This is a genomic window from Actinopolymorpha rutila, from assembly GCF_013407855.1.
Taxonomy (GTDB): domain Bacteria; phylum Actinomycetota; class Actinomycetes; order Propionibacteriales; family Actinopolymorphaceae; genus Actinopolymorpha; species Actinopolymorpha rutila.
In genome coordinates this window covers 1,813,736-1,836,533 of sequence record NZ_JACBZH010000001.1, presented here as the reverse complement: position 1 = coordinate 1,836,533, position 22,798 = coordinate 1,813,736, and the positions used below count along the sequence as shown (strand labels likewise).

General features: G+C 71.2%; 18 protein-coding genes. 11 read left to right on the top strand and 7 right to left on the bottom strand.

Features of this window, described 5'->3' with window-relative positions:
* The first annotated feature begins 139 nt into the window (after positions 1-139).
* Positions 140-799: a DUF7144 family membrane protein gene (locus F4554_RS08160; protein WP_179786825.1), complete on the top strand. Its 660-nt coding sequence runs from the start codon at positions 140-142 to the stop codon at positions 797-799.
* Positions 800-956: 157 nt separating this feature from the next.
* Here F4554_RS08160 and F4554_RS08155 read toward each other — a convergent pair whose 3' ends face one another.
* From F4554_RS08155 to F4554_RS08145, 3 genes are all read right to left on the bottom strand, one after another.
* On the bottom strand, positions 957-3,905 hold the full coding sequence (locus tag F4554_RS08155) for a helix-turn-helix transcriptional regulator (protein WP_179786824.1): 2,949 nt from the start codon (positions 3,903-3,905) through the stop codon (positions 957-959).
* A gap of 387 nt (positions 3,906-4,292) precedes the next feature.
* Positions 4,293-6,662, bottom strand: a complete 2,370-nt coding sequence (locus F4554_RS08150; protein WP_179786823.1) for a chromosomal replication initiator protein DnaA — start codon at positions 6,660-6,662, stop codon at positions 4,293-4,295.
* A complete protein-coding gene (locus F4554_RS08145) occupies positions 6,659-7,474 on the bottom strand; it encodes a hypothetical protein (protein ID WP_179786822.1) in 816 nt (271 codons plus the stop codon). The genes F4554_RS08150 and F4554_RS08145 overlap by 4 nt, the downstream gene beginning before the upstream one ends.
* Positions 7,475-7,748: 274 nt before the next feature.
* On the opposite strand from F4554_RS08145, the gene F4554_RS08140 reads away from it, so the two are divergent.
* The 3 genes from F4554_RS08140 (at position 7,749) to F4554_RS08130 (ending at position 13,470) form a co-directional block, all read left to right on the top strand.
* Positions 7,749-9,245 carry a hypothetical protein gene (locus F4554_RS08140; protein ID WP_179786821.1) on the top strand — a complete coding sequence of 499 codons (1,497 nt, stop codon included), beginning with the start codon at positions 7,749-7,751 and terminating at the stop codon, positions 9,243-9,245.
* A 191-nt stretch (positions 9,246-9,436) separates the two neighbouring features.
* On the top strand, positions 9,437-13,243 hold the full coding sequence (locus tag F4554_RS08135) for a multifunctional oxoglutarate decarboxylase/oxoglutarate dehydrogenase thiamine pyrophosphate-binding subunit/dihydrolipoyllysine-residue succinyltransferase subunit (protein ID WP_179786820.1): 3,807 nt from the start codon (positions 9,437-9,439) through the stop codon (positions 13,241-13,243).
* 50 nt (positions 13,244-13,293) lie between these two features.
* Positions 13,294-13,470, top strand: a complete 177-nt coding sequence (locus F4554_RS08130; RefSeq protein WP_179786819.1) for a DUF6104 family protein — start codon at positions 13,294-13,296, stop codon at positions 13,468-13,470.
* Positions 13,471-13,510: 40 nt separating this feature from the next.
* Here the strand turns inward: F4554_RS08130 and F4554_RS08125 are convergent, their stop codons facing one another.
* Together F4554_RS08125 and F4554_RS08120 are read right to left on the bottom strand one after the other, a co-directional pair.
* Positions 13,511-14,485 (bottom strand): zinc-binding dehydrogenase, encoded by a 975-nt coding sequence (locus F4554_RS08125; protein WP_179786818.1) that lies wholly within the window; start codon positions 14,483-14,485, stop codon positions 13,511-13,513.
* Positions 14,486-14,540: 55 nt separating this feature from the next.
* A complete protein-coding gene (locus F4554_RS08120) occupies positions 14,541-15,749 on the bottom strand; it encodes an NAD(P)-dependent malic enzyme (protein ID WP_420360716.1) in 1,209 nt (402 codons plus the stop codon).
* Positions 15,750-16,037: 288 nt separating this feature from the next.
* Between F4554_RS08120 and F4554_RS08115 the strand changes: the two genes are divergently transcribed.
* From F4554_RS08115 to F4554_RS08105, 3 genes are read left to right on the top strand one after another with little or no spacing between them, the layout of a single operon-like run.
* Complete coding sequence (locus F4554_RS08115; RefSeq protein WP_179786816.1) at positions 16,038-16,952, top strand: ABC transporter substrate-binding protein; 915 nt, start codon at positions 16,038-16,040, stop codon at positions 16,950-16,952.
* Positions 16,949-17,920 carry an amino acid ABC transporter permease gene (locus F4554_RS08110; protein WP_179786815.1) on the top strand — a complete coding sequence of 324 codons (972 nt, stop codon included), beginning with the start codon at positions 16,949-16,951 and terminating at the stop codon, positions 17,918-17,920. The genes F4554_RS08115 and F4554_RS08110 overlap by 4 nt, the downstream gene beginning before the upstream one ends.
* Positions 17,917-18,762, top strand: coding sequence for an amino acid ABC transporter ATP-binding protein (locus tag F4554_RS08105; RefSeq protein WP_425546720.1), 846 nt, complete (start codon positions 17,917-17,919; stop codon positions 18,760-18,762). The genes F4554_RS08110 and F4554_RS08105 overlap by 4 nt, the downstream gene beginning before the upstream one ends.
* Before the next feature lie 2 nt (positions 18,763-18,764).
* Here the strand turns inward: F4554_RS08105 and F4554_RS08100 are convergent, their stop codons facing one another.
* Positions 18,765-19,157 carry a S24 family peptidase gene (locus tag F4554_RS08100; protein ID WP_179786814.1) on the bottom strand — a complete coding sequence of 131 codons (393 nt, stop codon included), beginning with the start codon at positions 19,155-19,157 and terminating at the stop codon, positions 18,765-18,767.
* Between the two features lie 99 nt (positions 19,158-19,256).
* Here F4554_RS08100 and sodN point away from each other — a divergent pair, with 99 nt between their 5' ends.
* From sodN to F4554_RS08085, 3 genes are all read left to right on the top strand, one after another.
* Entirely contained in the window at positions 19,257-19,661 is a 405-nt protein-coding gene (gene sodN / locus F4554_RS08095) for a superoxide dismutase, Ni (protein ID WP_179786813.1), read from the top strand.
* A 395-nt stretch (positions 19,662-20,056) separates the two neighbouring features.
* Positions 20,057-20,653, top strand: a complete 597-nt coding sequence (locus tag F4554_RS33515) for an ATP-binding protein (RefSeq protein ID WP_238341240.1) — start codon at positions 20,057-20,059, stop codon at positions 20,651-20,653.
* Positions 20,650-21,474, top strand: coding sequence for an RNA polymerase sigma factor SigF (locus F4554_RS08085; protein ID WP_179786812.1), 825 nt, complete (start codon positions 20,650-20,652; stop codon positions 21,472-21,474). The genes F4554_RS33515 and F4554_RS08085 overlap by 4 nt, the downstream gene beginning before the upstream one ends.
* Positions 21,475-21,520: 46 nt before the next feature.
* On the opposite strand, the gene F4554_RS08080 is transcribed toward F4554_RS08085, so the two are convergent.
* Positions 21,521-22,018: a hypothetical protein gene (locus tag F4554_RS08080; protein WP_179786811.1), complete on the bottom strand. Its 498-nt coding sequence runs from the start codon at positions 22,016-22,018 to the stop codon at positions 21,521-21,523.
* Positions 22,019-22,439: 421 nt separating this feature from the next.
* On the opposite strand from F4554_RS08080, the gene F4554_RS08075 reads away from it, so the two are divergent.
* Positions 22,440-22,691 carry a WhiB family transcriptional regulator gene (locus F4554_RS08075; protein ID WP_092656556.1) on the top strand — a complete coding sequence of 84 codons (252 nt, stop codon included), beginning with the start codon at positions 22,440-22,442 and terminating at the stop codon, positions 22,689-22,691.
* The last annotated feature ends 107 nt before the right edge of the window (positions 22,692-22,798 follow it).

Sequence of the window (22,798 nt, the reverse complement as noted above, 5' to 3'; positions counted from 1 at the left end):
TCCTCCCGGCACGAAGGTCGAGCGGCGGGGCAGGAGTTCACCCGGTCCGGGTGAGGTGGCGGGCCATGGTCTGCACGCAGCGTGGTGTGTGGACCCCTCCGTCGAACGGAGGGCGCGAACCACCAGGGGGTTATGGGCCATGACTGAACACGGCGACATGGGCACGCCGGCGCAGGAAGGTCGCCAGCGGGCACAGCAGGCGCAGGGCCAGGCCGAGCAGACGCGCGACCAGGCGCAGGGCCAGGCCCAGCAGGCGCGTGACACCGGGCGTGACACCGGGCGTGACATGGGCCGGGACACGGGCCAGACCAAGCAGGCGGAGGCCCAGGCCACGGTGCCCAAGGCCCGCCGGTCCGCCGAGGCCGAGGCCGAGGCGCGAGGCGGCCGTCCCAGCACCATGCCCGCGGCCGCGGGAGGCGGCGTCGGCTGGATGGTCTACGCCGGAGCCGTCCTGATCGTCGCGGGTTGTCTGCAGGCGATCTGGGGATTCACCAGCCTGTTCAAGACGACCTACTTCCTGGTCGCCAGCAGCGGACTGATCATCCCGTGGGGCTACACCGCCTGGGGATGGTTCCACATCGGGCTGGCCGCCCTGCTCGTGGTCACCGGTCTCGCGATCCTCGCGGGACAGACCTGGGCACGGTACGCAGGTATCGTGATCGCGTCGGTCTCGTTGCTCGCGAACTTCCTTTCGCTGGCAGCGTTCCCGATCTGGTCGGCCATCATGATCGCGGTCGACATCCTCGTCATCTACGCCCTGACGGTGCACGGCCGGGAAATCGCCATGATGCGTGACTGACCCGGAGAAGGCACCCGCAAACACCAGCGGCCGGGGCGGCACCGGGAGACCGGGACCGTCCCGGCCGCTGTGTGTTCGGTGGGTGTTGGTTGGTGTTCGGTGGGTGTTCCGTGGTCGACCCGGTGACGTTTCGCCTGTGTCCACAGGCGAAACGCGGTCAGCGCAACAGGTCGATCTGCAGGGCCCGGGCGATCGCCTCCCGCCGCGAGGTCACCCCGAGCTTGCGGTAGAGCGTGCGCAAGTGCGACTTGACAGTGTTCACCGACAGGCACAGGTCCTGGGCGATCTCCTCGTTGGTCAGGTGCGAGGGCAGGTAGCGCAGGACGGCGCGCTCGCTCGCGGTGAGCCGGATCGCCTGCTCGCTCGACTTGGCCTTCCAGCCGCCCGCCGGGGCCACGTCGAACCGGTGCAGCAGCGCGCTGCGGAACGCCGCATGCCGTCCCTCCGGCGCCACCACCACCGTGAGCAGCGCGCGCACGCCCCGGCCGGCGTCCAGGAAGACCCGCACCAGTTCGTCGCGCTCGGCCAGCGCCAGCGCGCGTTCGAGGTACTCACCCGCGGGCGCCTGCGCACCCAGCCGGCGCTGCGCGGTCGCCGCGACGAGCAGGGCGGCCACGGTGTCCAGCGGGCGTGTGGGAGACCGGTCGGCGTCCAGGCACGGCGCCACCGCGGCGAGTGCGCCCGAGGGGTCGCCGGCTGCCAGCAGGGTGCGTCCCTCGGCGACAAGTACGGCACTCGGGGCGCTTTCGGTCGGCGCGCTTTCGGTCGGCGCGGTGCCGGCGCGCAGCCCGGCGAGGAGTTCGGTCGCCCGCTCGGTGACTCCCTCGTGGGTGGAGATCTCCACCTCGAGCAGCGTGGCCGCCTGGTCGACCACCGGGTGCAGCCGGCCGGCGGCGTCCCTGGTCGCGGCGAGTTCGGTACGCGCGGCGCCGAGGTCGCCCCGGCGGAGCAGGACCCGGGCGCGCAGCACCCCGAGCAGGTCGCCCAGCGGCGGGTCGGCGGGATCGGCAGCGGCCGCGAAACCCGCCGAGTCGATCCGGTTGGCCGGATCGGCCGGGTTCGTGCCGTCGCCGTCCGACGCGGCCCTCAGCGCGGCTGCCGTCCCGATCCGCGTTTCCCCGTGGCGGTGAGGTTCGAGGAGCGTCCAGGCCTGGTCCAGCCGGTCGCGTTCGAGCTCGATCGCGGCGCGGGCCAGATCCCGTACGAGCAAGGAGTTGGGGCGGGTGACACGGTCCCGTTCATCAGCCGGACCCGCGTCCCCGCCGGCGGGCCGGGCCTCCGGCGCGGCATCCGCTTCCGCACCTTGGTGCGCACCGGGGCTCAGCGCCTGCTCGGCCGCCGCCAACCGGCCCTCCAGGGCGTTCAGCAGGGCAAGCCAGTCGCGCGTACGACCCTCCCAGCGGCGCAGCCCACCGGCGGTCAACCGGCCGAGGGCGTGCCCGAACGCCTCCTTCGCCTCGGGCAGGGCGCCGCGCCAGAGTTCGGCGACCCCCACCCAGTACGCCAGCGCACCCACGTCGGCCTGACGGTCCGTGGCGATCCCGGCCGTACGGGCCCGGTCGAGGAGTTCGCGTCCGCGTGCCACGTCCGGCGCGGGCACCCGGCCACGCAGGCAGGTCTGGCGTAGCCGCAACTGGGCGGTGCGCAGCAGCCGGACGAACGCCTGCCGTTCGTCGGTGTCGTGGGAGCCGTCGGTGTCGTCCGCGGGCCGCACCTCCTCGGCCAGCCGGAGCAGGGCCTCGGCACCGTCGGGGTCTCCCGCGTTCAGCCGTACGTGCGCGCAGGCGGCGGCCAGGTCTGCGTGCGCGGCGACGTCCTCCGCGGGGATCGACGCCAGCAGCGGCTCGAGCTCGGCGCCCTCGCCGTTGGCGAAGACGCGGTTGCCGTCCCGGCCGAGGATCTCACCGGCGAGCACCCAGTCGCGTGCGGCCACCGCACAGCGCACCGCGCCGGCCACCATCCCCGCACCCGCGTACCACCGTGCCGCGCGGCACCGGAGGTCCGGCTCCTGCGCCGGCCGCTCCCGCCGCAGCCGGTACGCCAGGAACTCCCGCAGCAGCGGCGCGTACGCGAACCACACCCTGCCCGCGCCGGCGCCGTTGACCAGGGCGTTGTCCCGGTCGAGCGCCTCCAGCGTCCGGGCGCCGTCGCGCTCACCCGTCATCGCGTCGGCGAGGTCGCCGCACACGGGCTCGACCAGGCAGGTCGCCAGCAGGAACTCCCGGACCAGGGGCGGTTGCGGGCGCATGATCTCGTCGTCGAGGTACCCCGCGACCAGCGGCTCGTCGCCGGTGAAGGCCACCAGGTCCCGGTTCGCGGCCGGCTGCGCCTGCCACCACAGAGCGGCCAGCCGCAGCCCGGTCGTCCAGCCCTCCGTACGTCGCCACACCTGGGCGACCTGGGCATCGTCCGCCTGCACGCCGTACGCCGCCAGCAGGTCGCGCGCCTCCTCACGGGTGCAGGCCAGGTCGGCCGAACCGAGGTCCGTGAGCTCACCCGCCACCCGCAGCCGGGCCAGCGGAAGCGCCGGCTGCCCGCGCCCGGCGAGCACGAGCCGCAGGCTCGCCGGACCGTGCCGGAACACCGTCTCCAGCCCGGCCAGCAGCCGCCAGTCGGTGATCTCGTGCGCCTGGTCCACGATCAGGACCACGGGTTCGCGCAGTTGCCCCACCGCGTCCAGGAAGCGCCGCGGAAACTCCTCACCGCCCAGGTCCGCCCCGCCGAGATCGGCGAGAACCGCCGCGTCCTGCGCACCGCACGCCCGGCGCAGGGACTCCACGACGTACGCCCAGAAGAACTTCGGCTCGTTGTCACCTCTGTCGAACGAAACCCAGGCCGCCCGCTGGTTGGCCGACCAGCGCAGCCACGAGGCGAGCAACATCGTCTTGCCGGTACCGGCGGAGGCGTTCACGACCGTCACCCGGTGCTCCACCGCGGCGGTCAGCGCCGCGAACAGCCGAGGGCGCGGCAGCACCGGCACCGTGGGCACGGGCACCGTCACCTTGGCGTCAAGGAAGCCTTGCGGTGCGGACGGTGGGCGGCGCGCCTGCGGAATCAGCGAGGGTGCCGAGGAGCCCACACCGCCCACCTCGGACCTCGCAGGCATTCCCCTCCCCTTCCGCCCCTGAGGACGCAGCGCCTGCCACACAGTGCGGGAGTGGCAGCCCGGCGAACCTTCTTCGACTATGGCCCGCGACCGCCGGGTCCCGCACCTTTTTCACATTGTTGACCAGGGAGCGGACCCGATAGAAAAGACGGTCACCAATTGTTCGACAAAGGACAGGTAACGACAATTCGGGGCCGACCGGCAGCCGGGTTTCCGATCGACCGGAACTCCCTTTGCTGTAAGGCGATCTCCTCGGTGAGCGGCAGACGAACATAGAGGAAGGACAGCAGTCGGGTTGTCCGGAAATCCCCGTCGAACCGGACCGGAATACGCACTACCGAATTGTCGGACCGGAAATTAGAAAGGAGCACGAAACGTCGCAGAACCTCAGTCGGGGGGCTCGTCCCGGTCCGGGCGGCGTCGGAACATCCCCTCCCACCGCTCCCGCGGCAGCCGGCTCTCGCGCAGCGGTTGCTCGTCGGGTGCCACGGAAGGATCGTGCGGAAGGGGTTCGTCACCGGGTCGAGGTCCGTCGCGGCTCGGGGGCTCTTCGTGTCCCGAGCTTTCGTCGTACGCGGGAGGTTCGTCGTCCCATCGATCCGACGGTTCCGGCGGCCGGTTGCCCGCCTCGCCCAGGCGCTCGACGTCCGGGAGCCCCCGGTCGCCGGCGGCGGTGCCCGGACCGGCCGGGGCCCGCGGCAGACCGGGCGGTTCCGGCATCTCGCGACCGGCGAGCGCCGCCACGTCCGGCAGCCCCGCCGACCGGGCCAGCCGCGCGCGAAGCTCGTCGCCGACCCGCGTACCGATCTCGTCGGCCCCGAACTCCGGCCGGCGAAGCGAGGTCGTCGCGTCGCGTTGTTCCTGGGAGAGTTCGGGTCCGCAGTCGCCCAGCCGCGGGCTGCCCGGGTCGCGAGGGTCGACGAGCACGAACGCCGTCGGCGACAGCGCCTGCAGGAACGCCGGCTCCACGCTGAACTCGTACACCCGCTGGTAGCCCATCGCCTGGCCCTCGGTGCTGCCAGACTGTTCTGACCGGCTGGTTCCGCTGGTCGCGGACGTACTCCGCCCGGTGGACGACGACGACTGGTCCATCCTGGTGCGGGCCCCGGAGTCGTGCGGGAAGTCCATCAGCGCGCCGTAGTGGTACTCCCGGCTGCGCGACCACTGCCGCCCGCTCGTCTTCGCCTGCTGGTCGCTCACGCTGTCGGCCCGCGACGTGCCCACCGTCGTGGCCAGGCTGGCGCTGCGCGACACGGTGAACTGGCTGAGCACCAGCCGGTGGTCACGCCCGATGAACGCCGCCGCCTGCTCGGCCTCGCGCGCGTTGCCGAGCCGCAGGAACATCACCGCCTCCCCGCCGCCGAGCACCTCGACCGCGTCCTCGCGCAGATGCCGGAAGAGCAGCACGAGTCGGACACCTCGCCGGCGGGCCAGCCGGTCCAGGCGTTCGATGTGCGTACGACGGAACCGGTCCGCGCCGACCAGTGCCACCACCTGGCCCGACAGGTCCTCCTCACCGCGCAGGCGGTACAGAAGCACCTGGAACACCACGTGGGCGAGCAGGTCGCCGGCGAGGTCGCCGACGCGTTCGGACAGCTCCCACACCTTCAGGGCGGGGCGCGCGGCCGGTTCGGCCGGCGAGCCCTCGGACCCGGCGCCTGGCCGGGATTCGGACTCCAGCGCCGCGAGCCGCCGCAACGCGGCGGCCAACCGGAACAACCGGGCCTCGGTGGACCGCCGGGCACCCTCGCCCAGCAGGCCGGTCAGCCGGTCGTACTCCTCCCGCGTCAGCTGCGGAGGGCACGCCTCCTGGTAGGCGACGACCCGCACCGACGCGTGCAGCCGGGTGAAGGTCAGCGGGCCGCTCAGACAGCCACAGAGCTGCTCGATCAGGGTGGCGTCCAGCGTGCGGTCGCCGCCCGGGGCTCGCTCGCGTTCGGTCACGTGCACCGCCTCCGCGACCACGCCGCCGACGTCCTCCGCGGACAGGCCGGCGAGCAGGTCGAGGGCGGCCAGGCCGTCGGGAAGCAGGACCGCCTCGACCGCCCGGTGATCCTCGCGCGCCTTCCGCGTCACCGAATGGGAGATCCCGTCCTGGGAGAGGTCCACGAGGGTGACCTCCGCACCGGTGTCCAGCAGCGAACCCGCCACGCTCAGCAGCAGCGCGCCCGCGCCATCGGGATCGCCGCCGTAGACGTCGACACGATGGGTGGTCACCGGACGCACCGGCTCCCAGCGCTGGGGGCGCTCGGCGGCCGTCCGGACGCGGTCATGCTCCGCCCGCCGGCGCGCCCACTCGCGGGTCTGGGCGAGCACCGGGCCCTGGTCGGCGAGGACGGAGCGCCGCCAGCGGCGGTAGCGCAGGTCGCTCCACCACGGCAGGACGAGCGGCCGGACGGTGAAGTAGCCGACGACCGCCGTGCCCGCGCCGAGCGTGCCGGTCGTCCAGTGCCCGACGTCGCCGGACAGCGCCGTGGACATCCAGGTCGCACCGCCGCACAGGGCGAGCCCGCAGACCCGGCGTACGTGCGACCACCAGCCCAGCGGGGTGCGGTCGCGGCGGCCGGCCAGCCTGGTCAGCCACGGCGCGTCGGCGGGTGGGAGTCCGGGTGGCTGGTCGGCGAACGGCTGCGGCGGGGTGACCTCGGGTGCCCGCAGCTCCCACCCCCAGCGCTCGCCGGTCCCCGCCGAGGACCCCGGCTCCCGTGGTGCTCCGGTCGTCCCACCGGCCGGGGGTACGGGCCGTCGACCCGTCACCGGTCCGCGCCCCGCTCGTCGCTCTCGGACCGGTGCGGCCAGTCGGCGAACAGCCCGGTTCCCGAACCCAGCTCGGCCAGCTCGCGTTCGGCGCGGGCCGACTCCTCCGCCGCGATCCGGCCGCGCTCGTCCCGCTCGGCGTCGTCGGCCGGGGCGAACCTGCGCGCACATCCACGGCAGTGCAGTACGCCGTACGCGGACCACTCGCCGCAACCGCGGCAGTGCCGGCACTCCAGCCAGGTACGGCGTTCCTCGATCACCTGCCGGAGAGCGACCGCGCGCTCCCAGCGTTCCCGGCTCTGCGCCAGCACCCGCGACAGGTCGGCGTCGGGCACCGTCCGCCCACCCGCCGACCGCGCGGCGTCCACCACCCGGCGCAGCGCTCGGCGGGCCCGGATCGAGGCCGCCGACTCCGGCCCCACGGTGACCACCAGGGGGTACCACCCGAGGACCACCAGCAGCAGCGAGTCACCGCTCGGATGCCTCCACTGCCGGCGAAGCACCGGGACCCCGGGCTCGGCGTCGGCCTCGGCGTTGACCACCTGCCAGGTACGGACGCCCCGGCCGGACCGCGGCGCGCCGCCGCCGTCGTCGTCCCCCACACCGCCGGCCGGGCCGCGTACCGCCCGGTCGAGGAGTTCGCGGCGGCGTTCGTCCAGGTGCGGAACCGGCAGCACCAGATGGGCGTACGAACGGCCGACCCACGGCTTGCGATCGGACTCGCGGTCGGCGTCGGCGCCGTTCGGGCGAAGCGAACGCGGCATGCCGGCCGACCGGCCGCGCGCCGACGTGTTGGCCACCCCGGTCTCCATCCGCCTCACCCCGTGACGAAGCCGACCGTCGGGCCGGCGGCGACCTGTCCGGCCGATGAAGCGCCCGGACCCGACGAGGAGGAACTTTCGCACAAGGTACCCCGATTTCGGTCCTCCCGACGCGTATGACCGGCCTGTCGGGAGCGGTTCGGAAGCGGCTCCGGGGTGCCTCGGAGGCGGCTTGACAGAGGATCACCCGTGCTGGAGGCTGCCCGGGACCAAGCGGTCAAACCTCTGCAATCCAACAGCTTTTCCCAGGTGGGAGGAACGTTCGATGAAGGACGTCCAGAAGGGCCGGAAGTCCTGGCTGGAGCGGCTCACCTCGCCGCCTGAGGACAGCGAGGACAACGAGGGCAACGAGCAGTACGACGACCAGACCCAGGCGTTCCAGCCGTTCCCTGCGGACAACGGTCCGGGCGACGCGGGCGCCGAGGGGGACGAGCGGCCGGGCGACGGCGGCCAGGACTATTCCCCCGAGCACGGGCGGCGTCCCGAGTCGGGCCACGACCAGGAGCGCCCGGCGTTCGGTTCCGGGTCGCAGCACCAGCAGGGGGCGCGGGCCACCGGTGGTGAGGGCAGGCAGCCGGACGACTTCGATGCGGCGTTCACCCCGCGCGGGCTCCGTACTCCCCCGAGCGACTTCCGTACCGGACCACAGGATCGGGTGCACGGCATGGGCCGGCCCGCGCAGGCGCCCGGTTCGTTCCGGTCCGGCGGCGACGTCGAGCGGCCGGTGTTCCGGCGGACCCAGCCGGGCTCGGCAGGTGAGCCCGCCTGGGGCGGCGAGCCGCCGCACGCTCCCGACAGCTCCGCCGGCGGAGCGTTCGGCCGGCACGACGCCGGGCGGCCTCCGACCGGACGTGCCGACGTCGCGCGCCCGGAGACCGACCGGCCCGACGCCGACCGGCCCGAGGTCGAGCGCCCCGAGGTCGAGCGCCCCGCGACCGACCGGGCCGACGTCGAGCGCCCGGACCTTGACCGAGAGGACCGCGACCGGTCGGACACCGAACTCGGCCGCGAGCCGCAGGAGCAGACGCCGGTGGACCGCGAGCAGGAGGCGCCGGTCGGCGCGGTGTCCGAACGCCCCTTCACCGGCCGGGCCGACTCGCCCGAGGCCGATGGACGCAAGCGGGACAGCTGGGCCGGCCCAGCTGACGATCACAGTTCCGCAGCCGCGGGGTCGGTGCCGGGCCGTAACCGCCAGGACGGCCAGGAGAGCCCAGACAGCATGGAGAGCGCAGAGAGCATGGAGAGCGCGGAGAGCACGCACAGGCCGGACAGCTCCGACGTCCTGGCCCTCCCGGACACTTCGGACGTCACGAACGCCTCGCACGTCTCGGACGAGTCGGACCGGCGCGCCGCTGTCCAGAGCGACAGCAACCTGGGTGACAGCAACCTGGGCAAGGAGCCCACCGGCGACGGACCGGGCGCGAACGACTCGGTGACCGACCATGCCGGCCACGCCGACCACACCGAGCGGGACGGCGCCGAGCGCCGGCGCCGGATCGACGACCTCCAGCAGCGGTGGCTGGACGCCCAGGCCAAGCTCCTGGACGACCCGCGCGATGCCGCGCACGAAGCCGGCCTGCTCGTCGGCGAGGCCATGGTGTTCGTCACCTCGACGTTCACCGAGCACCGCGACCGGATCGAGCGCGACTGGCGTGACGACGCCGACCTCGGCACTGACGAGCTACTGTCGATCATGCGCCGTTACCGCAGCTTGTTCCGGTCTGTCCTGGCGGCCTCGGAGCTTCCCGAAGACCGCCGCTGACCAGGGCCGAGACCAGCTTCGACAACACCGTGTGGGCGCTCGCCCACACGGTGTCGTCGGCCGTGGTCCGGCTCGTAACCAAAACCCCTGCTCCGGGACCAACGGAGTTGAACTCGGCGACTAGGCTTGGTTCCCGGAAGCCGAACAATCGGTCCAAACGATCATGGTGAGCGGAAGAGGCGATCAACGCCGTGGCGTCCCAGTCCTCGCACAACGACCCGCTGTCCCAGTTCGGGACGAACGAGTGGCTCGTCGACGAGATGTACCAGCGCTACCTGAACGACCCTGACTCCGTGGACAAGGCCTGGCTGGCCTTCTTCCGCGACTACCAGCCCGACCGCAACGGCAGTGCCGCCGACGCGGGCACGGCCGGCGGCTCGGCCAAGGCCAAGGGGTCCGGTGGCGCTTCGGGGACGAACGGCGCTTCGGCCGCACCCAGTCGGTCCGGATCGGACAGGCAGGCGCCCGACCGGCCGAAGGCTGCCGCTCCCGCCAAGCCGGCTCCGGAGAGGTCCGCGCCGAGCAAGGCTCCCTCCGGTAAGGCCACTCCCGCGAAGCCCGCGCCCGCGAAGGCCGCCCCCGCGAAGGCCGCTCCCGCCAGGCCCGCGTCCGGCAGGGCCGGCGCCGCCCCGGCGGAGGAGACGAAGGCTGCCGAGCCGGAGCTCGTCACGCTGCGCGGCGCCGCCGCCCGTACGGCCAAGAACATGGACGAGAGCCTCGCCGTCCCGACCGCGACCAGCGTGCGTCACGTGCCGGTGAAGCTGCTCATCGACAACCGCATCGTCATCAACAACCACCTCGCCCGCTCCCGCGGCGGCAAGGTCAGCTTCACCCACATCATCGGCTACGCGATCGCCAAGGCGGTCCGCTCGATGCCGGAGATGAACCACGGCTACACCGAGGTCGACGGCAAGCCCACCCTGGTCAAGCCGCCCCACCTGGCCCTCGGCCTGGCGATCGACATCCAGAAGCCCGACGGCACCCGGCAGCTGCTGGTTCCCAACATCAAGGGCGCCGAGACCCTCGACTTCGCCTCGTTCTGGAGCGCGTACGAAGACGTCGTACGCCGCGCACGGAACAACAAGCTCACCGTCGAGGACTTCCGGGGCACCTCGATCAGCCTCACCAACCCGGGGACGATCGGCACCAGCCACTCGGTTCCGCGGCTGATGGCCGGGCAGGGCGCGATCATCGGTGTCGGCGCGATGGAGTACCCCGCCGCCTACCAGGGCGCCGCCGAGGAGACGATGAACCGTCTCGCGGTGAGCAAGGTGATGACGCTCACCTCGACCTACGACCACCGGGTGATCCAGGGCGCGCAGTCGGGTGAGTTCCTCCGGCGGGTGCACCAGCTCCTGCTCGGTGACGAGGACTTCTACGACGAGATCTTCGCCGCGCTGCGGATCCCGTACGAGCCGGTGCGCTGGGTGTCCGACATCCCGACCTCGCACGACGACGAGATCGGCAAGCAGGCCCGGGTGCTGGAGCTCATCCACGCCTACCGCGTGCGCGGCCACCTGATCGCCGACACCGACCCGCTCGACTACAAGGTCCGCCGGCACGAGGACCTCGACGTGGTGACCCACGGCCTGACGCTGTGGGACCTCGACCGCGAGTTCGCCACCGGCAGCTTCGGCGGCGGCAAGCGGTTCATGATGCTGCGGCACATCCTCGGACTGCTCCGCGACGCATACTCCCGCACCATCGGCATCGAGTACATGCACATGCAGGAGCCGGACGAGCGGCGCTGGATCCAGGACCGCGTGGAGCGTCCCCAGGACCGGCTGCCGCAGCAGGAGCAGCTGCGCATCCTGTCCAAGCTCAACCAGGCCGAGGCGTTCGAGACCTTCCTGCAGACGAAGTACGTCGGCCAGCGGCGGTTCAGCCTGGAGGGCGGCGAGTCGGCGATCGCGCTGCTGGACGAGGTGTGCGAGCAGGCCGCGATGGCGGGCCTGGACGAGGTCACCATCGGCATGGCCCACCGCGGCCGGCTCAACGTCCTGGCCAACATCGCCGGCAAGCGGGCCGCGCACATCTTCCGCGAGTTCGAGGGCAACATCGACCCGCGGACGATCCAGGGCTCCGGCGACGTGAAGTACCACCTCGGCGCGGAGGGCGAGTTCACCGCGGACAGCGGCGCCAAGATCAAGGTGTCGGTGGCCGCGAACCCCTCCCACCTGGAGGCGGTCGACCCGGTGCTGGAAGGAATCGCCCGGGCCAAGCAGGACATCCTCAACCGCGGCCTGGAGTTCCCGGTCCTTCCGGTGCTCGTGCACGGAGACGCGGCGTTCGCCGGCCAGGGCGTGGTGGCGGAGACGCTCAACCTCTCCCAGCTGCGCGGTTACCGCACCGGCGGGACGATCCACGTGATCGTCAACAACCAGGTCGGCTTCACCACCTCGCCCACGGCGTCGCGCTCCTCGACCTACTGCACCGACGTCGCGCGAATGATCCAGGCGCCGATCTTCCACGTCAACGGCGACGACCCGGAGGCGTGCATCCGGGTGGCTCGGCTGGCGTTCGAATACCGCCAGACGTTCCACAAGGACGTCGTGATCGACGTCATCTCCTACCGCCGCCGGGGCCACAACGAGACCGACGACCCGTCGTTCACGCAGCCGAAGATGTACGACCTGATCGAGGGCAAGCGCTCGGTCCGCAAGCTCTACACCGAGGCTCTGATCGGGCGCGGCGACATCTCCGTGGAGGAGGCCGAGCAGGCCCTCCGCGACTACCAGGAACGCCTGGAGCGGGTGTTCGCCGAGGTGCGGGCCGCCAAGAACGCGCCGTCGGACGACTACCTCACCGCCCCGGACTACCCCGAGAAGCCGGCCGCCGGGGCGGACACCTCGGTGTCGCTGGAGACGCTGAAGCGGATCGCGGACGCGCACGTGTCCACGCCGGAGGGGTTCACCGTCCACCCGAAGGTGCTGCCCCAGCTGCAGCGCCGGGCGGCGGCGATCACCGACGGCCCGATCGACTGGGCCACCGCGGAGATCATCGCGTTCGGCTCCCTGCTCATGGCGGGCCGGCCGGTCCGGCTGGCCGGCCAGGACAGCCGGCGAGGCACGTTCGTCCAGCGGTTCGCCACCATCGTCGACCGGCACACCAGCGAGGAGTGGACACCGCTCCAGAACCTCGACGAGGACCAGGGGCCGTTCTACATCTACGACTCCCTGCTCAGCGAGTTCGCCGCGATGGGCTTCGAGTACGGCTACTCCGTGGCCCGGCCGGACGCGCTGGTGCTGTGGGAGGCGCAGTTCGGCGACTTCCACAACGGCGCCCAGACCATCATCGACGAGTTCATCTCCGCCGGTGAGGCCAAGTGGGGCCAGCTTTCCGGCGTCGTGCTGCTGCTGCCGCACGGGTACGAAGGCCAGGGGCCCGACCACTCCTCCGGCCGGATCGAGCGGTTCCTTCAGCTCGCCTCGGACGACTCGATGACCGTCGCCCAGCCGTCCTCCCCGGTCAACTACTTCCACCTGCTGCGCTGGCACAGCCTGGGCGCGGTGCACCGGCCGATGGTCGTCTTCACCCCGAAGTCGATGCTGCGGAGCAAGGCCGCGACCAGCAGGCCGGAGGACTTCACCAGGGGCCGGTTCCTCCCGGTGATCGGCGACGACACCGTGGACCCGGGCAACGTCGAGCGGGTCGTCATGTGCTCGGGCAAGATCGCCTGGGAGCTGCTCGCGGAGCGCAAGCGGCGCGAGGGCGCCGAGCCGCGTACCGCGATCGTCCGGGTGGAGCAGCTGAGCCCCCTGCCGGCCGAGGCGCTTCGGGCCGAACTGACGAAGTTCGACGGTGCGCGCGAACTGGTTTGGGCCCAGGACGAGCCGTCGAACCAGGGCGCCTGGCCGCACATGGCGCTCAACTTCGTGCCCCAGCTCGGCCAGTCCGTACGCCTCGCCGCCAGGCCCGCCTCCGCGGCACCGGCCGTTGGCTCGGGCGCGGTGCACAAGACCGAGCAGGCGGCGCTGTTCGACAGCGTGTTCGGCTGAGCCGCCGGGCATCAGACCACGGAGTTCGCAGACCGGAGTTCGTAGCCACGATGTATTTCACCGACCGCGGAATCGAGGAGCTGTCCGACCGCCGGGGCGACGACGAGGTGTCGCTCGCCTGGCTGGCCGGACGGCTGCAGGAGTTCGTCGACCTCAACCCCGAGTTCGAGACGCCGATCGAGCGACTGGCCACCTGGCTGGCTCGCCTGGACGACGAGGACGAGTGAACTCGGGCCTGTCAGGCGCCCGGCGGGCGCGGGGCAGGCTCTAGGACTGGACGGTGAAGACGACCTTGCCGAAGAGGTCGCCGTCGGCCATCGCCGCCAGGCCGTCCTTCACCTGCGACAACGGCAGCACCCGGTCGATCACCGGCCGGACGCCGGACTGGTCGCACAGCCGGAGCAGCGCGGCGAGCTCGTCCCGCGTACCCATCGTCGAGCCGACCACGCGTAGGCCGAGGTAGAAGATCCGGTTCAGCTCGGCCGGCGGGTTCGGACCGGTGGTGGCACCCGAGCACACCAGCGTCCCGCCCGGTCGCAGCGACTTCAGCGAGTGGCTCCAGGTGGCCTCGCCGACCGTCTCCATCACCGCGTCGACCCGCTCAGGCAGCCGGGCACCGGACTCGAACGCGGCGTCCGCGCCCAGCTTGTCCACCGCGCGCGTCCGCTTGGCCTCGTCCCGCCCGGTCACCCAGACCCGCAGGCCGGCGGCCTTGCCGAGCACCACCAGCGCGGTCGACACGCCGCCGCCGGCCCCCTGGACCAGAACGGTGTCGCCCGGACGCAGGCCGGACTGGGTGAACAGCATGCGGTAGGCCGTCAGCCACGAGGTGGGCAGGCAGGCCGCCTCCTCGAAGGACAGCGAGGCGGGCTTGGGCAGCAGGTTGGCGCGGGGCACCGCCACCTGCTGGGCGAAGGTGCCCGGATGCCGCTCGGACAGCAGCGAGCGCCGCGGGTCCAGCGTCTCGTCACCGCGCCAGTGCGGGTCGCCGACGACCGCGTGCACGACGACCTCGTTGCCGTCCTCGTCCACGCCGGCGGCGTCGCAGCCGAGGATCATCGGGAGCTGCTTCTCGGCCAGGCCGACCCCGCGCAGGGACCACAGGTCGTGGTGGTTCAGCGCGGTGGCGCGTACGTCGACGCGCACCCAGTCCGGCGCCGGCTCCGGCTCGGGGCGCTCACCCCACTCCAGCGCGGACAGCGGGTCACGGGCATCGAGTCGTGCGGCGTAGGCGGCGAACACGCTCCGACCCTACCGATCCGGCCGGTCGGCGTCAGGCACTCCCGGCGGCGCGGGCTCAGCGCCGGGCCAGCCCCTCGGCACGTGCCGCGTCGGCGACCGCCGCCGCGACGGCGGGCACCACCCGGGCGTCGAACGGCGACGGGATGATCCGGTCGGCCGCGAGGTCCCCTCCGACCAGCCCGGCCAGCGCCTGGGCCGCGGCCAGCTTCATGGCCTCGCTGATCCCGGTGGCCCGCACGTCCAGCGCTCCCCGGAACACCCCCGGAAACGCCAGCACGTTGTTGATCTGGTTGGGATAGTCCGAACGCCCGGTGGCCACCACCGCTGCATGCCGGGCGGCGACCTCCGGGTGCACCTCGGGCGTCGGGTTGGCCAGTGCGAACACGATCGCGTCCGGCGCCATCGCGGCCACCAGCTCCTCCTGGACCTGTCCGCCCGACACGCCGATGAACACGTCGGCGCCTGCGAGGACGTCCGACAGTGATCCGGTGACGCCGGTCGGGTTGGTCGTCAGCGCCAGTGTCTGCTTGATCGGGTTGAGGTCGGTCCGCCCCGGGTGCAGCGCGCCACCGCGGTCGGTGACCACGATGTTGACCACACCGGCCGCGAGCAGGATGGCCGCGACGGCGACACCGGCCGCGCCCGCGCCGGAGATGACCACCCGGATGTCCACCGGCTTGCGGCGGGTCAGCTCGAGGGCGTTGGTGAGCGCGGCGAGGACGACGATCGCGGTCCCGTGCTGGTCGTCGTGGAACACCGGGATGTCCAGCCGGTCTCGCAGTCGTCGTTCGACCTCGAAACACCGAGGTGCGGAGATGTCCTCCAGGTTGATGCCGCCGAACGCCGGCGCGATCCGGGCCACCGTCTCCACCAGCTCGTCGACATCGGTGCAGTCCAGGCAGATGGGCACCGCGTCCACCCCGCCGAACTTCTTGAACAGCAGGGCCTTGCCCTCCATCACCGGGAGTGCCGCCTCCGGCCCGATGTCGCCCAGTCCGAGCACCGCCGTCCCGTCGGTGACGACAGCGACCGAACGGGACTTCCAGGTGTAGTCGTGGACGAGTTCGGGCGAGTCGGCGATCGCCGTACAGACGCGGGCGACGCCCGGCGTGTAGGCGAGGGAGAGGTCGTCGCGGCCCCGCAGCGGCACCGACGAGGCGACCTCGAGCTTGCCGCCGCGGTGGAACGGGAACGCCGGGTCCTCCTCACCTCCCACCGGCACGGCAGGCGGCGGAGCCGGGTTGGACGGCGAAAGTCCGGTCACGGACGAGTCTGTCAAGGAGTCTGTCGACATGAGGACCCTGAGATAGAGGAAGGAACGGGGTGGATCGGCGCGGGGGCACGCGTTCGGTGCCCGGCCGGCGCTCGAGAAGGACGACACCGCGGCTGCGACGGGAGGGTCCGGGTCGGTCGCTGCGTCAAACGGGGATCACCCGTACCCGATGAGTCTGTCATACCATGTTCGGCCTCGCGGGAGACAACGCGAAGTCGCAGGCCGCCCGCAGTAGACCGCACCACTCCGCAACTGCAGTTCACACCCGAAGGACGTGCCATGCCCAGGCAGTTCACCCGCCTCGCGACCGCCTCGTGCGCGGTGCTCGTCACCGCCGCGACCGTGCTCGCCGGCTGTGGCAGCAGCAGCCAGTCCGGCTCCGCCGCCAAGCCGACCGTCACCACCAAGGCCGACTCCAAGCTCGCCGCGATGGTGCCTGCGGAGATCAGGTCGGACAAGAAGATCCGGGTCGGCACCGACGCGTCGTACGCGCCCAACGAGTTCATGGACGCCGACGGCAAGACGGTGATCGGCATGGACGTCGACCTGTACGACGCGATCGCCGCCAAGCTGGGCTTGCAGGTGGAGTGGGTGCCGAGCGAGTTCGGAAACATCCTGCCGGCGGTGCAGTCGGGGAAGTACGAAGCGGGCGTGTCGTCGTTCACGATCAACCCCGAGCGCACCAAGCAGGTGCTGATGATCTCCTACTTCAACTCCCCCATCCAGTGGGTGACGGAGAAGGGCAACCCGAAGAAGGTCAGCATCGACAACGCCTGCGGCCTGCAGGTCGGGGTGCAGAAGGACACCGTCGAGGTGCCCGACCTGGAAGCCCGGTCGAAGAAGTGCGTCGCCGCCGGCAAGCCGAAGATCGGCGTGCAGGCGCTGCCCGGGCAGGACACGGTGACCAGCAACGTCGTCACCGGCAAGTACGACGCGATGACGGCGGACCTACCGATCGCGGTGTACGCCGTGCGGCAGAGCCAGGGCAAGCTCGCCCTGCTCGGTGAGCCGTACGGCCAGGCGCCGTACGGCTTCATCGTCGGCCACGACCAGAAGAAGTTCGCCGACGCGCTCGCCGCCGCCACCAAGGCGGTCATCGACGACGGCACCTACGCCAAGATCCTCAAGAAGTGGGGCAACCAGAAGGGCGCCATCACCGCCGACCAGGTGAAGGTCGAGTCCGCCGCCTCATGAGCGAGACCCGCACCCAGTCCCCGTCCGGGCCGGCGGACGCCATCGAGGCGGTGCCGGTCCGCCATCCGTGGCGGTGGGCCGCGAGCGCGGTCATCGTCGTACTGACCGCGATGTTCGTGCACATGCTGCTCACGAACACGGCGTTCCAGTGGGACTTCATGGCCCGCAACGCGTTCTCCGGTCCGGTCCTCGACGGCGCCCGCACCTCGATCGTGCTCACGGTCGTGGCGATGGCGATCGGGATCGCGCTCGGCGTGGTGCTCGCGGTGATGCGGCTGTCGGCCAACCCGATCCTGTCCTGGATCGCCTGGCTGTACATCTGGTTCTTCCGTGCCGTACCCCGCGTCGTGCTGCTGGTGCTGTTCGGCAACCTCGGCATTCTCTACAAGCGGTTCGAGTTCGGTGTGCCGTTCGACTGGGCGCTGGCGGACCTGCTGGGCGTGGACCTCGGCGGCCGGCTGTTCGGGTTCGACGCCCGTACGGTCATCTCCGGTTTCGTCGCCGCCATCCTGGGCCTGGCGTTGTCGGAGGCCGCCTACATGGCCGAGATCGTGCGCGCGGGCATCGAGTCCATCCCGCAAGGCCAGCTTGACGCTGCCGGATCACTCGGCATGTCACGGGCGCTCACGCTGCGGCGGATCATCCTCCCGCAGGCGATGCGGGTGATCGTGCCGCCGACGGGCAACGAGACCATCGCGATGTTGAAGGACACCGCACTGGTCGCCTACGTCCCGGCGTACGAACTCTGGTTCCAGTTACAGGGCATCGGCAGCCGCACGTTCCAGGTGTTCCCGATGCTGGTCGCCGCCTGCCTGTGGTATCTCGCGATGAGCAGCGTCCTGATGCTGTTCCAGCACTTCGTCGAACGACACTTCGCCCGCGGAGCTTCCTCCCGGTCGGGGCGGTCCACGGGTGCGGCGCGCACGACCTGGATGCGGCTCGGCCGCGGTGGGGCAGGTGGCTCATGACGACACCGGCGAGCATCGGCGCCGACGGCACCCAGGGCGTGCCGAACACCGCGGAGATGGTGCGGGCCGAACAGGTGCGCAAACGCTTCGGGAGGCACGAGGTGCTCCGCGGCGTCGACCTCGGCATCGCCACCGGCCAGGTGTGCTGCGTGATCGGACCGTCCGGCTCGGGCAAGTCGACGTTCCTTCGCTGCATCAACCACCTGGAGAAGATCGACGGTGGCCGGCTGTGGGTGGACGGCGAGCTCGTGGGCTACCGCCAGCGCGGCAACCGGCTGCACGAGCTGAAGCCGAGCGAGGTGGCGGCGCAACGCCGCGAGATCGGCATGGTCTTCCAGCAGTTCAACCTGTTCCCGCACATGAGCGCGGTGGAGAACGTCATGGAGGCGCCGGTACGCGTACGACGCGAGTCCAGGTCGGCCGCCCGCGACCACGCCGAGCAACTGCTGGAGCGGGTCGGGCTGCGCGACCACCTGCGCAAGTACCCCGCCCAGCTGTCCGGCGGGCAGCAACAGCGGGTGGCCATCGCCCGCGCCCTTGCCATGCGCCCGAAGCTGATGCTGTTCGACGAGCCGACCTCGGCGCTGGACCCCGAACTCGTCGGTGAGGTGCTGGAGGTGATGCGTCAACTCGCGCTGGACGGCATGACCATGGTCGTCGTCACGCACGAGATGGGCTTCGCCCGCGACGTCGCCGACAGCGTGGTGTTCATGGACGACGGCGTCGTGGTCGAGTCCGGCAGGCCGTCGGACGTGCTCACCGACCCGCGGCACGAACGCACCCGCGTCTTCCTCCAGCGGGTCCTGCACACGCGTACGGAGGAGGACCGGGCCGGCCGCTGACCTCAGTCCCCTCGGCTTCCGTGTCCGTGGCGGTTCCGGCGAAGGTCCGCGCGGCCCGCTCGTACTCGGCGGGCGACGGCGTTGACGAGCCGGAGCCGGTTGATCACGACGGCGACCAGATCCTGCGGCGGCACCGCGCCGACCTGCCACGAGTCGACACCTTCGTGCGGGTTGTCCCGCTCCACCCACCAGCCCTCGGGCTCGCGGCGGACCAGCCGTTTCACCGACAGCGGCCGGTGCGGCAGCCGGACCAGGACCAGCGAACCCGGGCGGACGGGGACATCGGGCTCCCCTGCGGTTTCGCTGGTGTTGTAGCGCACCACCAGCCGGTCTCCGTCCCGTAGCGTCGGCTGCATGGAGCGGCCGCGCACGACGGCGATTCCGAACCGCGGCACAAGCTCCCCCGCTCACCAGTGTTTGAATGCGGTAGTAGTGTCACAAGACGTTGCAAGGGAACATAACCACCCAGACACGGTTGGGAAGGAAGGGCGAGGATGTTTTCGCGTCTGTTCGCACCGGCAGTGGAAGTTTCGGCACACTGTGATCTGCCGTGCGGGGTGTACGACCCGGCCCAGGCACGGATCGAGGCCCAGTCCGTCAAGGCGATCATCGAGAAGCTCGAGGGCAACTCCGACCCCGACTTCCGGGTTCGGGCCCTGCTGATCAAGGAGCAGCGGGCCGAGCTCGTCAAGCATCACCTGTGGGTGCTGTGGACCGACTACTTCAAGCCGCCGCACTTCGAGAAGTACCCGCAGCTGCACACCCTGGTCAACGAGGCCACCAAGCTCGCCGGCGCCTCGGGCACCAAGGGCTCGGCCGACCTCAAGGCAGCCGACCAGCTGCTCGCCAAGATCGACGAGATCGCGGACATCTTCTGGGAGACCAAGAAGGCAGCCTGAGCCGTTCCGGCCCCGGCGACCGCGCACGGCCACGAACCGCACCGACTCCCGCGACGCGGGAGCGGTGCGGTTCGTGCTTTTCCACCGGCGCACCAGAGCGTTCGCACACCGACACACCGACACACCGACACCCCGCTTCGACACGCCGCACAGACGCAGCGCACCGGCACATCAGAGGGCGCATCACGCTGTCACGTGCAGCAACGTGCTTTGCACTCCCCGTCGCCAAACCTGCCACCAGCAGGTAGTCTCCCGGCGTACGGTGGGGCTGTCGCGACCGAAGCCTGCGACCGAAGGCCTGACCGACAGGTTCGACCACCTCGACGACGCGCACCCGGACCTTCGCGCGCACTTCCGTCGAGGGCCCCCTGCAACCACCTGCGGAGGAACCCCCAGTGACCGAGGTACCGCACAGCGCCGAGGCGGAACATGGCGACCAGGACACCGACGTCGTGGAGCTCGGCGTACCCGCACGAACCGCGTACGTCTCGGTCCTGCGCACAACGGCAGCCGCGTTGGCGGCCCGACTCGACTTCACCCTCGACGAGATCGAGGACCTGCGTATCGCCGTCGACGAGGCGAGCGCACTCCTGCTCCACCAGGCGGTGGCCGGTTCGCAGCTGCGATGCCGGTTCGAACTCGCCGGTGACGAGCTCACCGTCGCGGTGACGGTCCACTCGCGCAACCCGCGAGTGCCCGCCCGAAACTCCTTCTCCTGGACAGTGCTCACCGCACTCGCCGGCCAGGTCGACACCCTCGTCGAGCCCGAACACCAGCGGGCAACCGTCACGCTGACCAAGCGTGGCGAGACCGCGGGCCTGGCACACCCGTCGGGTGGCGCCGTCCGCACCCTCGACGACGCGCGCAGCCAGCGCAGCCGAGGTCACCGTAAGCACACCGGCGAATCCGGAACGTCGCCCGAGGGCAACGCCGCGTCCGGCGGCACCTCGGCGGAGTTGCCGCCACGGGGAAGAGGCGCGGCAGAGAAATGATCGAGCACCCAGTGACGCATGATTTCGGGCCGGCGCCGGAAGACCTGCCGGGCCGGGACCGGGTGCTCGACACCCGGACGCTGACCCGCGAACTCTTCGCCCATCTCGGGCGCATCGACAGCGACGACCCGCGCAGGGGCAAGGTCCGCGACCGGCTGGTGGAGATGCACCTGCCGCTGGTCGAACATCTCGCCCGCCGGTTCCGCAACCGCGGCGAGCCGCTGGACGACCTGGTGCAGGTCGGCACGATCGGCCTGATCAAGTCGGTGGACCGGTTCGACGCCGAACGCGGCGTGGAGTTCTCCACGTACGCCACACCCACCATCGTCGGCGAACTCAAGCGACACTTCCGCGACCGCGGCTGGGCCATCCGGGTCCCCCGCCGGCTGCAGGAGCTGCGGCTGTCCCTCGCCACCGTGACTGGTGACCTCACCCAGGAACTCGGCAGAGCGCCGACGGTCAGCGAACTCTCGGGCAAGCTCGGCGTGCGGGAGGAAGAGGTCCTCGAGGGGCTGGAGTCTGCCAACGCCTACAGCACCCTGTCCCTCGACGCACCCGACCAGGGGCAGGACGACGCACCCGCGGTCGTGGACTCCCTCGGCACCGAGGACGAGGCACTGGAAGGCGTGGAGTATCGCGAGGCCCTGCGGCCGTTGCTGTCGCAGCTTCCCGAGCGGGAGAAGCGCATTCTGCTGCTGCGGTTCTTCAAGGGGATGACGCAATCACAGATTGCGGCCGAGGTCGGCATCTCGCAGATGCACGTGTCCCGGTTGTTGTCGCGTACGCTCGCGCAACTTCGCGAACGCCTGCTGCAGGACTGACGCTCCGGCGGCCCGCCGAACGGCCGACGCGAAACCGGCGCGCGCTCTACTCCCGGAACACCATCGTCGACGGCGGCGCCAGGACGAGCACCAGCGTGAGGATCGCCGCCACCAGCATGCCCACGCCGACGACGGTCGTACTCCCCGACAGGAGTTCGTACCCCAGCGGCAACATCAGCAACTGGATCGCGACCACCGGACCGCGACTCCACCGGCGGCCACGCAGCAGACCCCACGCCAGGAAACCGAGCCCGACCCCGGCGGCGAGTACGAACACACCCGCGCTGGCGGCGATCCCCATGCCGCGCGGGCGGGTGATGATCGCCTCGACGGTCAGCCAGCCGCCGGCCACCACCGCCCCCAGCGCCTCCAGCCCGACCACGACCGCCGCGGCGATCAACGTGACCGGCGTGCGCGCGGGCCGGCCGACCGGACCGGAGACCGGCTCCGCCGGAGGGTTCGCCGGCTGGTTTGACGGCCGGTTTGACGGCCGGTTCGCCGGTGTGGACGGCTTCGGTGAGGGGTTGGTACGTCGGCGGGACATACCGCGAAGGTTACCGAGCAGGCGGTTGGCGGATACCGCCGAACGACCCGAGCCGGCCCGTCGGTATCCTGTGTGGTTTGCGACGACATGTTCGGTGCGTGTAGATCAACATCACACAGGGTGACCGTTGGGCCCGGTTTGTGACGTAACCGACATGGACTTTTCCGCGGCATAACGCGGAAAGGGTCTTGTGTATCGCTGGCAGAGTTGAAACTATCGAGCCTGCAGAGAGGCGCAGGCACCCGATCGGTGCGTGTGCCGGGGGCTGACGTACAGCGATCACGTTTGTGTGACCGACGCCAGGACGCTGGTGTGCGCTCGTTGTCACGCAACAGATCGTGAAAGTGTTCACACAGCAGAATTCAAGCCAACTGCGAGGCCGGTGGATCCGGCACGCAACGAACTGAGGAGTGAAGCCTTGATGGACTGGCGCCACCGGGCCATCTGCCGGGACGAGGACCCTGAGCTGTTCTTCCCCATCGGGAACACCGGGCCCGCGCTCCTGCAGATCGAGGAGGCCAAGGCGGTCTGCCGTCGTTGTGAAGTCGTCGACCTCTGTCTGCAGTGGGCCCTTGAAACCGGCCAGGATGCCGGAGTCTGGGGCGGAATGAGCGAAGAGGAGCGACGGGCGCTCAAGCGCCGCGCCGCCCGCTCCCGGGCCCGCATCATCTGATTTCGCGACGCGTTGGAACAGCCCCTGCCCCATCGGGCGGGGGCTTGTTTCATGTCCGCATGTTTTCAGGTCCGCTTGTTTTCGGGTCTGCTTCCAGGTCCGCTCGG

Excerpts from the sequence above, each read along its gene's own strand:
- F4554_RS08160 (WP_179786825.1), top strand. The coding sequence starts at position 140 with ATGACTGAACACGGCGACATGGGCACGCCGGCGCAGGAAGGTCGCCAG.
- F4554_RS08155 (WP_179786824.1), bottom strand. The coding sequence starts at position 3,905 with ATGCCTGCGAGGTCCGAGGTGGGCGGTGTGGGCTCCTCGGCACCCTCG.
- F4554_RS08145 (WP_179786822.1), bottom strand. The coding sequence starts at position 7,474 with ATGGAGACCGGGGTGGCCAACACGTCGGCGCGCGGCCGGTCGGCCGGC.
- F4554_RS08140 (WP_179786821.1), top strand. The coding sequence starts at position 7,749 with ATGAAGGACGTCCAGAAGGGCCGGAAGTCCTGGCTGGAGCGGCTCACC.
- F4554_RS08130 (WP_179786819.1), top strand. The coding sequence starts at position 13,294 with ATGTATTTCACCGACCGCGGAATCGAGGAGCTGTCCGACCGCCGGGGC.
- F4554_RS08115 (WP_179786816.1), top strand. The coding sequence starts at position 16,038 with ATGCCCAGGCAGTTCACCCGCCTCGCGACCGCCTCGTGCGCGGTGCTC.
- F4554_RS08110 (WP_179786815.1), top strand. The coding sequence starts at position 16,949 with ATGAGCGAGACCCGCACCCAGTCCCCGTCCGGGCCGGCGGACGCCATC.
- F4554_RS08105 (WP_425546720.1), top strand. The coding sequence starts at position 17,917 with ATGACGACACCGGCGAGCATCGGCGCCGACGGCACCCAGGGCGTGCCG.
- sodN (WP_179786813.1), top strand. The coding sequence starts at position 19,257 with ATGTTTTCGCGTCTGTTCGCACCGGCAGTGGAAGTTTCGGCACACTGT.
- F4554_RS08085 (WP_179786812.1), top strand. The coding sequence starts at position 20,650 with ATGATCGAGCACCCAGTGACGCATGATTTCGGGCCGGCGCCGGAAGAC.
- F4554_RS08080 (WP_179786811.1), bottom strand. The coding sequence starts at position 22,018 with ATGTCCCGCCGACGTACCAACCCCTCACCGAAGCCGTCCACACCGGCG.
- F4554_RS08075 (WP_092656556.1), top strand. The coding sequence starts at position 22,440 with ATGGACTGGCGCCACCGGGCCATCTGCCGGGACGAGGACCCTGAGCTG.